Consider the following 13,376-nt stretch of genomic DNA (forward strand, 5'->3'; position numbering starts at 1 on the left):
GACGTCGAGACCTGATCCACCCCCGTGGGTCCAGGTCCACCGGCTGTACACGGCGGGGCTCACCTCCGATCTCCTTAAGAGTCACTCTGACTATAAAGGGCGGCGGTCGTCGATCACAAGCCCTGCGGGCCCCGGACGCGAGGAAGCCCGTGACCGCCGGGCGGTCACGGGCTTCCTCGGTACGGCAGGGGCCTTACATGCCGACTTCCTTCATCAGCATGCCGACCTCGGTGTTGGTCAGGCGGCGCAGCCAGCCCGACTTCTGGTCGCCCAGGGCGATCGGGCCGAAGGCGGTGCGGACCAGCTTCTCGACCGGGAAGCCCGCCTCGGCCAGCATCCGGCGCACGATGTGCTTGCGGCCCTCGTGCAGGGTGACCTCGACCAGGTAGTTCTTGCCGGTCTGCTCGACCACGCGGAAGTGGTCGGCGCGGGCGTAGCCGTCCTCCAGCTGGATGCCGTCCTTCAGGCGCCGGCCGACCTCACGGGGCAGCGGGCCGGTGATGGCCGCCAGGTACGTCTTCTTCACGCCGTACTTCGGGTGCGTGAGGCGGTGGGCCAGCTCGCCGTGGTTGGTGAGCAGGATGATGCCCTCGGTCTCCGTGTCGAGCCGGCCGACGTGGAACAGCCGGGTCTCGCGGTTGGTGACGTAGTCGCCGAGGCACTGGCGGCCGTCCGGGTCCTCCATGGTGGAGACGACGCCGGAGGGCTTGTTGAGCGCGAAGAACAGGTGGGACTGGGTGGCGACGGTCAGGCCGTCGACCTTGATCTCGTCCTTCTCCGGGTCGACGCGCATGCCCTGCTCGACGACGATCTCGCCGTTGACCTCGACGCGGGCCTGCTCGATGAGCTCCTCGCAGGCGCGCCGCGAGCCCATGCCGGCGCGGGCGAGGACCTTCTGCAGTCGCTCGCCCTCCTGCTCGGCGCCGGGGAAGGTCTTGGGGGTCTTGATCTCGGGCTTGCCGGCGTACCGCTCCCGGTTGCGCTCCTCCGTGCGGGCGTCGTACTCGCGCGAGCGGGCCGGCGCCGTACGGCCGCCGCCGCGCTGCGGGGACTGCCGGGGGCCGCCCTTGGCGCCGCCGCGCGCGGCGTCGCCGCGCCCGCGCTTCGGGGCGTCCGAGGGGCTGTAGCGCTCGTCGTAGGTGCGCTCCTCCGGGCGCGCCTTGCGCGGGCTGGATCCGGTCGGCCGGCCGCCGCCCTGACCCGGACGGCCGCCGCCGCCCTGCCCGGGACGGCCGCCGCTCTGACCGGGACGCCCGCCGCCCTGACCGGGACGTCCGCCGCCCTGGCCCTGGCGGTCGTCGCGGCCGTTGCCGGCGCCGCGGTAGTTGCCGCGCCCGCCGCCACCACCGCTGTTGCCGCGGCCTCCGCCGCTGCCGCCGCTGCCGCCGCGGCCGCCGCTGTTGCCACCACGGCTCCCGCCGTTGTTTCCGCTGCTGTTCCTGCCGCTGCTGCTTCGCATCAAATTTCCGTCTTGTCGTCTACGTCTGCGTCCGGGTCGAACGACGGGACGCCTTCCAGGGAGTCCGGCTCGACCGCCTCGGCCTCGGGGAGGAAGGGGGCGAGCTCGGGGAGTTCGTCCAGGCCGCGCAGGCCCATCCGCTCCAGGAAGTAGTTCGTCGTCCTGTACAGGATCGCACCTGTTTCGGGTTCCGCGCCCGCCTCCTCCACGAGACCGCGCTGGAGGAGGGTGCGCATGACCCCGTCACAGTTCACCCCTCGTACGGCGGAGACGCGGGAACGGCTGACCGGCTGGCGGTACGCGACCACCGCGAGGGTCTCCAGGGCCGCCTGGGTGAGACGCGCCTGCTGGCCCTCCAGGACGAAGGCCTCGACGGCCGGCGCGAAGGCGGCGCGGGTGTAGTAGCGCCAGCCTCCGGCCACCCGCCGCAGCTCGAAACCGCGGCCCTGGGAGGTGTACTCGTCGGCCAGCTCGTGCAGGGCGTCGGCCACCTCGCGCGGGGTGCGCTCCAGGACCTTGGCGAGGTGGGCCTCGGTGGCGGGCTCGTCGACGACCATGAGGACGGCTTCGAGTGCGGGCTTGAGGTCGCTCATGCGGTGGCCTCCTGGTCGAATTCGTCGGTCACGGCGGCGGACGGGTCGCCCTCGCCGCCCGTCCAGGAGACCGTGAGGTCCCCGAGGGGCGTGTCCTGGTCGAGGGCGACGGCCTTCTCCCGGTACAGCTCCAGGAGGGCGAGGAAGCGGGCGACGACGGTGAGCGTGTCGCCGGCGTCCTCGATCAGCTCCCGGAAGACGGCGGTCCCGCGCGCGCGGAGCAGCGCGACGACCACGGCGGCCTGGTCGCGGACGCTGACGAGCGGGGCGTGGATGTGATCGACGTACACCTGGGGCTCCGCCTTGGGCTGCATGGCCTTGACGGCCAGCTTGGCGAAGCCCTCGGCGCCGAGGGAGATGACGACCTCGGGGAGCAGCTCGGCGTGGTGCGGTTCGAGTCCGACGGTACGGGGACGGCGGCGGCCCTCGGTCTCCCAGCGCTCCTCGAAGATCGCGGCGATGCGCTTGTACGCGCGGTACTGGAGGAGCCGGGCGAAGAGCAGGTCGCGGGCCTCCAGGAGGGCGAGGTCGGCCTCGTCCTCGACGTCGGCGGCGGGGAGCAGCCGGGCGGCCTTCAGGTCGAGCAGGGTGGCGGCGACCACGAGGAACTCGGTGGTCTGGTCGAGGTCGCCGTCGGGCCCGAGGGCCCGCAGGTGGGCCATGAACTCGTCGGTGACCTGGGAGAGGGCGACCTCGGTGACGTCGAGCTTGTGCTTGGTGATGAGCTGGAGGAGCAGGTCGAAGGGCCCCTCGAAGTTCGCCAGCCGCACGGTGAACCGCCCGTCCCCGGCCTCGGCGCCTCCGGCCACCGGTGCCGCGCCGGAGTCGGCGGAGGCGGGGGGCACCGTCGCCACGGGGCGCTCGGCCGCGGGTGCCGGGGGCTGCGGGGCCGCGGTCGTCGAGGGCTCCGGGGCCTCCTCAGCCTCCGGAACCTCCAGGGCCTCCAGGGCCTCCGGGACCTCCAGGGCCTCCAGGCCTTCCAGGCCCTCCAGGCCTTCCTGGGGCCCCGCCCCCGGCGCCCCCGACGTCTCCCCCGGACCGCGGCCCAGGGTGCGGCGGCGCGGCGGGCGGGACGTTTCGTCAGGGGCGTGGTGCATGGGGGTCCAGGAGAACGAGGAGAACGGCAGCCCGCAGGCTACCGTCAGCGGCCGCGCAGACGGCGGACGAGGATGCTCGCGTCGCCGCGGGACTCCAGGTCGGCCAGGACGACGGCGACGGCCTCGCGGACGATCCGGCCGCGGTCGACGGCGAGACCGTGCTCGCCCCGGAGCACGAGCCGGGCGTGCTCCAGGTCCATCAGCTCCTCGGCGGAGACGTAGACCGTGATCTTCTCGTCGTGGCGCTCGCGGCCGCTGGGCCGCCGGTTCGCGGTCCGGCCGCCGCGCCGCCGGGCCGCCGCCGCGGGGGCGGGCACCGGGGCGGCGGGCCCGGCCTTGGCGGCCGGAGCCTCGGGCTCGGCCGTCCGGGCGCGGGGTTCCGCGGCCTCGGAGTCCGCCGGGGCGTGCTCCGCGGAGCCCTCGGCCGCCGCCGTGTCGCTCTCGGCCGCGGGCGCAGGGACCGCGCGGCGGGGTGCGGACGCCTGGAGCGCCGTCCCCCCGGTCGTACGGAAGAGTTCGTCGGCTCCGGGCAGACTCACTCGGCGTGACACCGGGCGAGCACCTCCCTGGCGAGCTGACGATAGGCGGCGGCGCCCACCGAGTTGGAGGCGTACGTGGTGATGGGCTCGCCGGCGACCGTGGTCTCCGGGAAGCGCACGGTCCGCCCGATGACCGTGTGGTACACGTGGTCGTCGAAGGCTTCGACGACGCGCGCGAGGACCTCACGGCTGTGCACGGTGCGGGAGTCGTACATCGTGGCGAGGATGCCGTCGAGCTCCAGCTCGGGGTTGAGCCGCTCCTGGACCTTCTCGATGGTCTCGGTGAGCAGCGCGACTCCGCGGAGCGCGAAGAACTCGCATTCCAGCGGCACGATGACCTTGTGAGCCGCCGTCAGGGCGTTCACGGTCAGCAGGCCGAGCGAGGGCTGACAGTCGATCACGATGTAGTCGTAGTCGTTCATCAGCGGCTTCAGGGCGCGCTGGAGCGTGGACTCGCGCGCGACCTCGCTGACCAACTGGACTTCGGCGGCCGAGAGGTCGATGTTGCTCGGCAGCAGGTCCATGTTGGGCACGGCGGTCTTGAGGAGCACCTCGTCGGCCGACATGCCCCGCTCCATGAGCAGGTTGTAGACGGTGAGGTCGAGCTCCATCGGGTTCACGCCGAGGCCGACCGACAGGGCTCCCTGCGGGTCGAAGTCGACGAGCAGCACCCGTCGTCCGTACTCGGCGAGCGCGGCGCCCAGGTTGATGGTCGACGTGGTCTTGCCGACGCCGCCCTTCTGGTTGCACATCGCGATGATCTTGGCGGGTCCGTGGTCGGTCAGGGGACCCGGGATCGGGAAGTACGGCAGCGGCCGTCCGGTGGGGCCGATCCGCTCGCGGCGCTGGCGGGCAGCGTCGGGTGCGAGGGTGGCCGCGTACTCCGGATCGGGCTCGTACTCGGCGTCGGGGTCGTAGAAGTGCCCCTCGGGCACCTCGTCGTAGGCGGCGAAGTGGGTGGACTCTCGGCCCATCTCGTTGCCGGCCGTGGCGTTCACGTGTAGGCCGTCCATCGTCTTCATCGTGTGGGCACTCGTCATGGGCTGGTGCGTCGCGAAGGTCCGCACCGCGACGGAGCCGATCGGGGCACCTGGCGCACCACTCCCGGGAGTAAATGTCGACTCATTCACAAGTCGTCTTACCTCCTTGGATGTGACCAGGAACATTTATCGATAGGTCAGCGTGGCACCATGCCGACGGTTGGCGACTCTATGGCGTGTCACCGCTCCGCAGCAACACAATCCGCCGGACCCGGCCCGATGTGTCGGCAACCGAACACCTCTCTGTCAAGGGTGCGCAGGCATGCATCCACACGTTTCAGGGGTGTGCGAAACGGTTAAAGGGTTACGTTCGAGGCGAGTTGCCCGAACGTTTCGGCGGGGGCGGAGACACGACCGGCCGGACCTTGTCGAACAAGGTCCGGCCGGGTGCGTGATATTGACGGCACGCGTTGACGGAGCCTCCGTCAAGGAGCCTTCGGGGTCAGCCCAGGAGGCTGTTCAGCTCGACGTGCTCGAGGCCGTGCGCCTCGGCGACCTCCTTGTAAACCACCTTGCCGTCATGGGTGTTGAGGCCCAGGGCGAGCGCGGCGTCGCGGCGGAGCGCCTCGACCCAGCCGTTGTTCGCCAGCGACACGATGTAGGGCAGCGTGGCGTTGGTGAGGGCGTAGGTGGAGGTGTTCGGGACCGCGCCCGGCATGTTGGCGACGCAGTAGAAGACCGAGTTGTGGACCTGGAAGGTCGGCTCGGCGTGGGTGGTCGCGTGCGAGTCCTCGAAGCAGCCGCCCTGGTCGATCGCAATGTCGACAAGGACACTTCCGGGCTTCATCTTGGCGACGAGCTCGTTGGTGACCAGCTTCGGGGCCTTGGCGCCCGGGATGAGGACGGCGCCGATGACGAGGTCGGCCTCGACGACGGCCTTCTCCAGCTCGTAGGCGTTGGAGACGATCGTCTTCACCTTGGTGCCGAAGATCTTGTCGGCCTCGCGGAGCTTGTTGATGTCACGGTCGAGCAGGGTCACGTGGAAGCCCATGCCGACGGCGATCTGGGTGGCGTTCCAGCCGGAGACGCCGCCGCCGATGACGACGCACTCGCCGGCGTGGGTGCCGGGGACGCCGCCGGGGAGGACGCCGCGGCCGCCGACGGAGCGCATCAGGTGGTACGCGCCGACCTGCGGGGCCAGGCGGCCCGCGACCTCGGACATCGGGGCGAGCAGCGGGAGCGCGCGGTTGGCGGTCTCGACCGTCTCGTACGCGATGGCGGTGGTGCCGGACTCCAGGAGGGCGTCCGTGCACTCGCGGGAGGCCGCGAGGTGCAGGTAGGTGAAGAGCGTCTGGTCCTTGCGGAGGCGGTGGTACTCCTCCGCGATGGGCTCCTTGACCTTGAGCAGCAGGTCGGCCGTGGCCCAGACCTCGTCGGCGGTGGGGAGGATCTCGGCGCCGGCGGCGACGTACTCCTCGTCCGTGATCGAGGAGCCGACACCGGCGTTCTGCTCGACGAAGACCTGGTGGCCGTGGCGGACGAGCTCGTGGACACCGGCGGGGGTGATGGCCACGCGGAACTCGTTGTTCTTGACCTCGCGGGGGATGCCGACCTTCATCGTCGATCACGGTCCTTGAATCAGGGGGATATCTGGGGCACTGCGATACATACCCGGATGCACTGCGGCGCACCGGGGCAGACCACGTTCGAACGCGGCGCACCCAGTCTAATGAAGGAGTTCCCCCTGTCTAGCCTTTCAAAGTACTAATCTTCTTCGAACCCACTACGGATTTCGTAGGCAGAAGGTTCCGTTTCCAGCAGTCTCTCGGCCGCGGACCGGTGCAGCCCCGCGGCCGCGGGGTCGCCGAGCCGGTCGAGCGTGTCGGCGAGGCGCAGCTGGAGCGCCGCCTGGAGCCTGGTGTCCTGGGCCCGGCGGGCCCACTCCACCGCCTCCTCGCAGGTCCGCAGGGACTCCTCGGGCCGTCCGGCGTACTCCTGGACCCGGGCCGCCTCGCTCAACGCCCGCGCGTAGCCCGGGAGATCGGCGAGCCTCCGGTAACCGGCGGCGGCGGCGCGCCAGCTCCGCAGGGCCTCCCCGTACCGCCCCGCATAGGTCTGTACGGCTCCGATGCGGGCGTACAGCCGGGCCTGGTCGGGGCGCTCGTCCCGGGCGAGGCGCTGCGCGAGCGCCCGCCCGTACCAGTCGCCGGCCCGCTGCCAGTCCCCCAGCTCCTGATACGAGCCACCTACGGATTCCATTGCGCGACCGGTCGCGTACGGGTCATTTGCTACGCGTCCCGCCTCCAAAGCCGACCGATATCGCAGCAGAGCGTCCTTGGTCCTGCCCGTCCTGGCATCGAGGTCGGCCAGGTTCAGAAGGGCCGCGGCCCGCTCGCGGTGCAGCCCGCGCCGCTCGGCCACGTCCAGGACCAGCCGGTGCAGCCCGTACAGCTCGGGCGCCGCGGCCTCCGCGCCCCGGTGCGCCGCGAGGGCCCTCACGAGGGAGGCGACCAGACGCCGGGCGAGGGTGTCGAGCTCCCCGTCCGCCACGGCGAGGCGGGCGGAGGCGAGGAGCACCGGCCGCCGGGAGTCCAGCCAGGCGGCGGCCGCCGCCCGGCTGGGGAAGCGCAGGGCACGGGGCAGACCGGCCAGCTTGCGGCGGGCGGGCGAGCCCTCGGGTTCGGTGACCGCACGGCAGGACTGGAGGAGCCGTACGGTCCGCTCCAGCATCCGGGCCCGGGCGAGCTGCACCTCGGCGGGCCGGTCGCGCTCCTCCAGCTGGGCGCGAAGGAGGGGGACGAGGTGGGCGCGCACCTCGTACTGACCGTCCTCGCCGTCCACGACCAGACCCAGGGCGGCGAAGTCGGCGAGGGTGGTCGCGGCCGCCGAGACCGAGCAGCCGGCCAGGGCGGAGGCGGTGTGGGCGTCGGCCCGGCCCAGCGGGGCCAGGGCGAGGAATCGCAGTATCCGCGCGGCGGTGGCGGGCAGCGCCTCGTGCGCGAGCAGGAAGGTCCGGGTGAGGGGGTCGCCGCTCAGACCGCGCAGCCGCTTCGCGAGATCGGCGACGGAGGCCTTGGGCTGGGCGGACAGCCATCCACCGGCGAGGACGACGGCGGCGGGCAGTCCCCCGCACTCCTCGACGAGGGTCTCGGCGGCCTGCGGGTCGACGGTGATGCGGACGGAGCCGGTGAAGGCGGTCAGCAGCTCGATGGCCGACTTGGGGTCGAGGCCGCCGAGCGTGCAGGGCCGTACGTCGGGGATGCCGGTCAGCGGTCCCCGGGCGACCCCGACGACCAGCGCGTCGGGATTGTCGGGGATGAGGGGGTCGGCCTGCTCGGCGTCGACGGCGTCGTCGAGGAGGACCACGGCCCTGCGGTCCGCGAGGGCGCTCCGGACCAGCTCCGTCAGCTCGTCCTCCCCGGCCCCGGGGGGCTCGGCCACCCCGAGCGCGGCGAGCAGCTCCTGCGCGACCCGCGCGGTGGGGACGGGGTCGCCGCCGGGCTCGGTGAGCCGGGCGCGGAAGACGCCGTCGGGGTAGCGGTCGGCGAGACCGGAGGCCAGCTCCTCGGCGAGCGCCGACCGTCCCGACCCCGGCTTCCCGGCGATGAGCAGGACTCGGGCGCGGGGGGCCTTGCGGCCGGTGAGGGTGTCGAGGCCGGTCCGCTCGATGTCGGCGCGCAGGGCCTTCAGCTCCCGCTGCCGTCCGAAGAACCGCCGGCTGCCGGCCGCCGCCACAGCCTGATCCGTCACGGGCCACGCTCCCGTCCACCTGCGCACGAGCCGATCCCGCGGGGGGCTCCGCACGGGCGATTCCGAGCGTAGTTCAGGGGGCGGGGAGGTCCTGGCGGGGCAGCGCGGACAGTTCCCCCGATCGGATCAGCATCTCTTCAGACCGCACGCCCCGCGGTGCGCCCCTTCGGGTCTACGACTCGAACGGGCGGGCCGGCCAGGGGGCCGTCGCCGGGCGGAGGGCGGACAGCCCGTCGCCCGCCCGCGCGGCCACCAGCGCCAGGACCCCCACCACCAGGCAGTTGTTGTGCAGCTCGCCCGCGAGGGAACCCCGCACGAGCTCGGCCAGCGGCACCCGCGCCAGCTCCATGTCGGCCTCCTCCTCGGCGACCTCGTACCGCTCGCCCTCCGCCTCCGCGAGGTCCCGCGCCAGGAAGATCCGTACGGCCTCGTCGCAGCCGCCGGGAGTGGTGTAGACGTCGGCGAGCACCCGCCAGTCCTCCGCCTTGACGTGCGCCTCCTCGTACAGCTCGCGCTGGGCGGCGTGCAGCGGGTTCTCGCCCGGGACGTCGAGGAGCCCGGCCGGGATCTCCCAGAGCTTCTGCCGGACGGGGTGCCGGTACTGCCGGAGCACGACGACGCGGTCCTGCTCGTCGAGGGCGAGGACGGCCACCGAGCCGGGGTGGACCTGGTAGTCGCGTCGGGCGACGGAGCCGTCCGGCATGACCACGTCGTCCGTGCGGACACTCGTCTTCTTGCCCGTGAAGGGGGTGGTGGTGGCGACGACCTGCCACTCCTCCGGGGTGTCCTGCACCTGCATCAGTAGCCTCCCACATGACCACGTACGAAGAACCGGGGTACCGGTCCCGAGAGGGACCGGTACCCCGGCAACGTTAACCCCAGGGGCTACTTGGCGGTCTTGCGCTCCACGGCCGCCTTGACCAGGCCCGCGAAGAGCGGGTGCGGGCGGGTCGGGCGGGACTTCAGCTCCGGGTGCGCCTGGGTGGCGACCAGGTAGGGGTGGACGTCCTTCGGGTACTCGACGAACTCGACGAGCTTGTTGTCCGGGGACGTGCCGGAGAAGACCAGTCCGGCCTTCTTCTCCAGCTCCGCGCGGTAGGAGTTGTTCACCTCGTAGCGGTGACGGTGGCGCTCCTCGACGTACGGCTCGTCGCCGTAGGCCTCGCGGACGACCGAGCCCTCGGCGAGCTTCGCCGGGTAGAGGCCCAGGCGCATCGTTCCGCCCAGGTCGCCGGCGCCCTCGACGTACGCGAGCTGCTCCTCCATCGTCGAGACGACGGGGTGCGCGGTGGCCGGGTCGAACTCGGTGGAGTTGGCCTCGGGGATGTCGGCCAGGTTCCGCGCGGCCTCGATCACGATGCACTGCAGGCCGAGGCAGATGCCGAGCAGCGGCACCTTGTTCTCGCGGGCGTACTGGATCGCGCCGACCTTGCCGGACACGCCGCGGTCGCCGAAGCCGCCGGGGATGAGGATGCCGTCGACGTCGCCGAGCTGCTTCGCGGCGCCCGCCGGGGTCTTGCAGTCGTCGGAGGTGACCCACTTGACCTTGACCCGGGCGCGGTTGGCGAAGCCGCCGGCGCGCATGGCCTCGGTGACCGACAGGTAGGCGTCGGGCAGGTCGATGTACTTGCCGACGAGCGCGACGGTGACCTCGTGCTCCGGGTTGTGGACGCGGTCCAGGAGGTCCTCCCAGACGGTCCAGTCCACGTCGCGGAAGGGCAGGTCGAGCTTGCGGACGACGTAGGCGTCCAGGCCCTCGGTGTGCAGGACCTTCGGGATGTCGTAGATCGACGGGGCGTCGATGGCGGCGACCACCGCGGCCTCGTCGACGTCGCACATCAGGCTGATCTTGCGCTTGATGGCGGTGGGGACCTCGCGGTCGGCGCGCAGCACGATCGCGTCGGGCTGGATGCCGATGTTGCGCAGGGCGGCGACGGAGTGCTGGGTCGGCTTGGTCTTCAGCTCGCCGGAGGGGCCGATGTAGGGCAGCAGCGAGATGTGCACGACGAAGACGTTGTCGCGGCCGACCTCGTGGCGGACCTGACGGACGGTCTCCAGGAAGGGCAGCGACTCGATGTCGCCGACCGTGCCGCCGACCTCGGTGATGACGACGTCGACGTCGTCGGTCGCCATGCGCCGGATGCGGCCCTTGATCTCGTTGGTGATGTGCGGGATGACCTGCACGGTGTCGCCGAGGTACTCGCCGCGCCGCTCCTTGGCGATGACCTGCGAGTAGACCTGGCCGGTGGTGACGTTGGCCGAGCCGTCGAGGTCGACGTCGAGGAAGCGCTCGTAGTGGCCGATGTCCAGGTCGGTCTCGGCGCCGTCGTTGGTGACGAACACCTCGCCGTGCTGGAAGGGGTTCATCGTGCCCGGGTCGACGTTCAGGTACGGGTCGAGCTTCTGCATCGTGACCCGCAGGCCTCGGGCCTTGAGGAGCGCACCCAGGCTGGAGGCGGTGAGGCCCTTGCCGAGCGAGGAGGCGACACCCCCGGTGACGAAGATGTGCTTGGTCGTCGTGGTGTTGGGCGGCATCGCCAAGAGGGGGCTCCCGTGGTCGCGTTCTGGAGGTGCGTACCGGCGTCCCCTCCGGAAGAATCGGGGGGTGCCGTCGCTGCGGTTTCGGGGTCCTCGGCTCTCGCCGTTTCCCACCGGTCCACGGGGTACCAGGGTATCAGCGACATCGGGAGACCGCTTCCGGCCACACGCGGCAGTCGGGTGTTCACGGACGGCTACGCGGCCGTGGGGGCACGGGTGAGGGCCGCCTCACCCGTGTGGAGCAGCGCGTCGCCCGTGTGATCACTACGGTCATGGGAGGGGCACGTATTCTGCTCGGACATCGCCGCCGCGAAGGACGGACCAGCCACCACCAGGGCGGGCACCGACCGCCGCGAGGGGCCGGCACCGACCACCACGAACGCCGGACCGACCGCCGCCGGGACGGACTCCGGCCGCCGCGAGGGCCGGCATCGCCCGCCGAGCAGTCCGGCTCGTCCCGCACACTGGCCGGACAGACACCGCACAGACATCACGCACATCAGCAGCATCAGCAGCAAGCGCCCCTCAGGGGCGGACGTGGCCGTACGACTGGAGTGGAGCACGTGGCCGGGCGCATCGAGGATTACGCACTCATCGGAGACATGCAGACCGCCGCTCTGGTCTGCCGGGACGGCAGCGTCGACTGGCTGTGTCTCCCCCGCTTCGACTCGCACGCGGTCTTCGCCGGACTGCTCGGCACCGAGGAGCACGGATTCTGGCGGGTGGGCCCGGCGGGACCGGCGGACGCGGAGCCGGCCCCCGCCGACCGGCGCCGTTACGTGGGCGACTCGCTGATCCTGGAGTCCGAGTGGGACACCCCGCGCGGCACGGTCCGGGTGACCGACTTCATGCCGCCGCGCGACGGCGCGCCGCAGCTGATCCGGATCGTCGAGGGCGTGTCGGGCCGGGTGCGGATGCGTTCCTCGCTGCGGATGCGGTTCAGCTACGGCCGGATCGTGCCCTGGGTGCACAAGGTCGGGGAGCGGACGGTCGCGGTCGCCGGACCCGACTCGGTGTGGCTGGACACGGACGCGGAGACCCACGGCAAGGACCTGACGACGTACTCCGACTTCACGGTCACGCCCGGGGAGCGGATCACCTTCACGATCTCCTGGCAGCCCTCCCACAAGGAGCCGCCCGCGCTGCCCGACCCCGAGGGATCGCTGGAGGCGACCGCCGACTTCTGGCGCGAGTGGGTCGACCACTGCACGTACCACGGCCCCTACCGGGAGGCCGTGGTCCGCTCGCTGATCACCCTGAAGGCGCTGACGTACGCGCCGACCGGCGGCATCGTCGCGGCTCCGACGACCTCGCTGCCGGAGGAGATCGGCGGCGTGCGGAACTGGGACTACCGCTACACCTGGCTCCGGGACGCGGCGATCACCCTCTCGTCGATGCTCCGCACCGGCTACCGCGAGGAGGCCCGCGCCTGGCGGGACTGGCTGCTGCGCGCCGTCGCGGGCGACCCGGAGAACCTCCAGATCATGTACGGCATCGCGGGCGAGCGCGAGCTCGGCGAGGCGGAGCTCGACTGGCTCCCGGGGTACGAGAACTCCGGCCCGGTCCGGGTCGGCAACGGCGCGGCGAACCAGCTGCAGCTGGACGTCTACGGCGAGGTCACGGAGGCGCTCCACCTCGGCCACATGACGGGCCTGTCCCGCAACGACTACGCCTCGCTGCTCCAGATCAAGCTCATCAACTACCTGGAGACGCACTGGGACCAGCCCGACGAGGGCATCTGGGAGGTCCGCGGCCCGCGCCGCCACTTCGTGCACTCCAAGGTGATGGCCTGGGTGGCCGTCGACCGCACGATCAAGCTCATCGAGTCCGGTGACGCCGACGGCCCGCTGGAGCGGTGGCGCGAGCTGCGCGACCAGATCCACCGGGACGTCTGCGAGAAGGGCTACGACAAGGAGCGGAACACCTTCACGCAGTCGTACGGCTCCAGGGAGCTGGACGCCTCCCTGCTGCTGATCCCCCAGATGGGCTTCCTGCCGCCGGACGACAAGCGGGTCATCGGCACGATCGAGGCGATCCAGCGCGAGCTGTCCACGGAGGACGGCTTCGTGCTGCGCTACCCGACGGCCGGCGAGGAGGCCGGGGTCGACGGCCTGGAGGGCGACGAGGGCGCGTTCCTCGCCTGTTCCTTCTGGCTGGCGGACGACCTGGCGATGATCGGCCGGGTCGACGAGGCGCGGACCCTCTTCGAGAAGCTGCTCGCGCTCCGCAACGACCTCGGGCTGCTCGCCGAGGAGTGGGACCCGCGGCTCCAGCGGCAGGTGGGCAACTTCCCGCAGGCCTTCAGCCACGTCCCGCTGATCGACACGGCGCTGCGGCTGACGGCGAGCGGCGCGTACGGAGGCTGAGGGGCGACGCGGGGGGGCCGGACCTACGATGAGAGGGTCCTGTCCCCCCGTACG

General features: G+C 71.9%; 10 protein-coding genes. 1 reads left to right on the forward strand and 9 read right to left on the reverse strand.

Annotated features, from left to right (window positions below):
- Window positions 1-193: 193 nt before the first annotated feature.
- From ABTY59_RS22035 to pyrG, 9 genes are all read right to left on the reverse strand, one after another.
- Window positions 194-1,459: a pseudouridine synthase gene (locus ABTY59_RS22035; RefSeq protein WP_352020702.1), complete on the reverse strand. Its 1,266-nt coding sequence runs from the start codon at window positions 1,457-1,459 to the stop codon at window positions 194-196.
- Window positions 1,459-2,052, reverse strand: coding sequence for an SMC-Scp complex subunit ScpB (gene scpB / locus ABTY59_RS22040; RefSeq protein ID WP_352020703.1), 594 nt, complete (start codon window positions 2,050-2,052; stop codon window positions 1,459-1,461). Before scpB ends, ABTY59_RS22035 begins: the two co-directional genes overlap by 1 nt.
- Complete coding sequence (locus ABTY59_RS22045; RefSeq protein WP_352020704.1) at window positions 2,049-3,149, reverse strand: segregation and condensation protein A; 1,101 nt, start codon at window positions 3,147-3,149, stop codon at window positions 2,049-2,051. The genes scpB and ABTY59_RS22045 overlap by 4 nt, the downstream gene beginning before the upstream one ends.
- 44 nt (window positions 3,150-3,193) lie before the next feature.
- Window positions 3,194-3,700, reverse strand: a complete 507-nt coding sequence (locus ABTY59_RS22050; RefSeq protein ID WP_352020705.1) for a hypothetical protein — start codon at window positions 3,698-3,700, stop codon at window positions 3,194-3,196.
- Window positions 3,685-4,710, reverse strand: coding sequence for a ParA family protein (locus tag ABTY59_RS22055; protein WP_030212665.1), 1,026 nt, complete (start codon window positions 4,708-4,710; stop codon window positions 3,685-3,687). Before ABTY59_RS22055 ends, ABTY59_RS22050 begins: the two co-directional genes overlap by 16 nt.
- Window positions 4,711-5,170: 460 nt before the next feature.
- Complete coding sequence (gene ald, locus ABTY59_RS22060; RefSeq protein ID WP_352020706.1) at window positions 5,171-6,286, reverse strand: alanine dehydrogenase; 1,116 nt, start codon at window positions 6,284-6,286, stop codon at window positions 5,171-5,173.
- 146 nt (window positions 6,287-6,432) lie between these two features.
- The gene (locus ABTY59_RS22065; protein WP_352020707.1) at window positions 6,433-8,418 is read right to left on the reverse strand and encodes an AAA family ATPase; all 1,986 of its coding nucleotides are present in this window, start codon (window positions 8,416-8,418) and stop codon (window positions 6,433-6,435) included.
- Window positions 8,419-8,590: 172 nt separating this feature from the next.
- A complete protein-coding gene (locus ABTY59_RS22070; protein ID WP_352020708.1) occupies window positions 8,591-9,217 on the reverse strand; it encodes an NUDIX domain-containing protein in 627 nt (208 codons plus the stop codon).
- Window positions 9,218-9,303: 86 nt separating this feature from the next.
- Window positions 9,304-10,953, reverse strand: a complete 1,650-nt coding sequence (gene pyrG, locus ABTY59_RS22075) for a CTP synthase (RefSeq protein WP_352020737.1) — start codon at window positions 10,951-10,953, stop codon at window positions 9,304-9,306.
- Window positions 10,954-11,519: 566 nt separating this feature from the next.
- Between pyrG and ABTY59_RS22080 the strand changes: the two genes are divergently transcribed.
- Window positions 11,520-13,322 carry a glycoside hydrolase family 15 protein gene (locus tag ABTY59_RS22080; RefSeq protein ID WP_403542630.1) on the forward strand — a complete coding sequence of 601 codons (1,803 nt, stop codon included), beginning with the start codon at window positions 11,520-11,522 and terminating at the stop codon, window positions 13,320-13,322.
- The last annotated feature ends 54 nt before the right edge of the window (window positions 13,323-13,376 follow it).

Source organism: Streptomyces sp. NPDC096079 (assembly GCF_040303145.1).
GTDB lineage: Bacteria > Actinomycetota > Actinomycetes > Streptomycetales > Streptomycetaceae > Streptomyces.

What these genes read in the sequence shown, in the direction of transcription:
- ABTY59_RS22035 (WP_352020702.1), bottom strand. Translation starts at nt 1,459, where the DNA reads ATGCGAAGCAGCAGCGGCAGGAACAGCAGCGGAAACAACGGCGGGAGC.
- scpB (WP_352020703.1), bottom strand. Translation starts at nt 2,052, where the DNA reads ATGAGCGACCTCAAGCCCGCACTCGAAGCCGTCCTCATGGTCGTCGAC.
- ABTY59_RS22045 (WP_352020704.1), bottom strand. Translation starts at nt 3,149, where the DNA reads ATGCACCACGCCCCTGACGAAACGTCCCGCCCGCCGCGCCGCCGCACC.
- ABTY59_RS22055 (WP_030212665.1), bottom strand. Translation starts at nt 4,710, where the DNA reads ATGAAGACGATGGACGGCCTACACGTGAACGCCACGGCCGGCAACGAG.
- ald (WP_352020706.1), bottom strand. Translation starts at nt 6,286, where the DNA reads ATGAAGGTCGGCATCCCCCGCGAGGTCAAGAACAACGAGTTCCGCGTG.
- ABTY59_RS22070 (WP_352020708.1), bottom strand. Translation starts at nt 9,217, where the DNA reads ATGCAGGTGCAGGACACCCCGGAGGAGTGGCAGGTCGTCGCCACCACC.
- pyrG (WP_352020737.1), bottom strand. Translation starts at nt 10,953, where the DNA reads ATGCCGCCCAACACCACGACGACCAAGCACATCTTCGTCACCGGGGGT.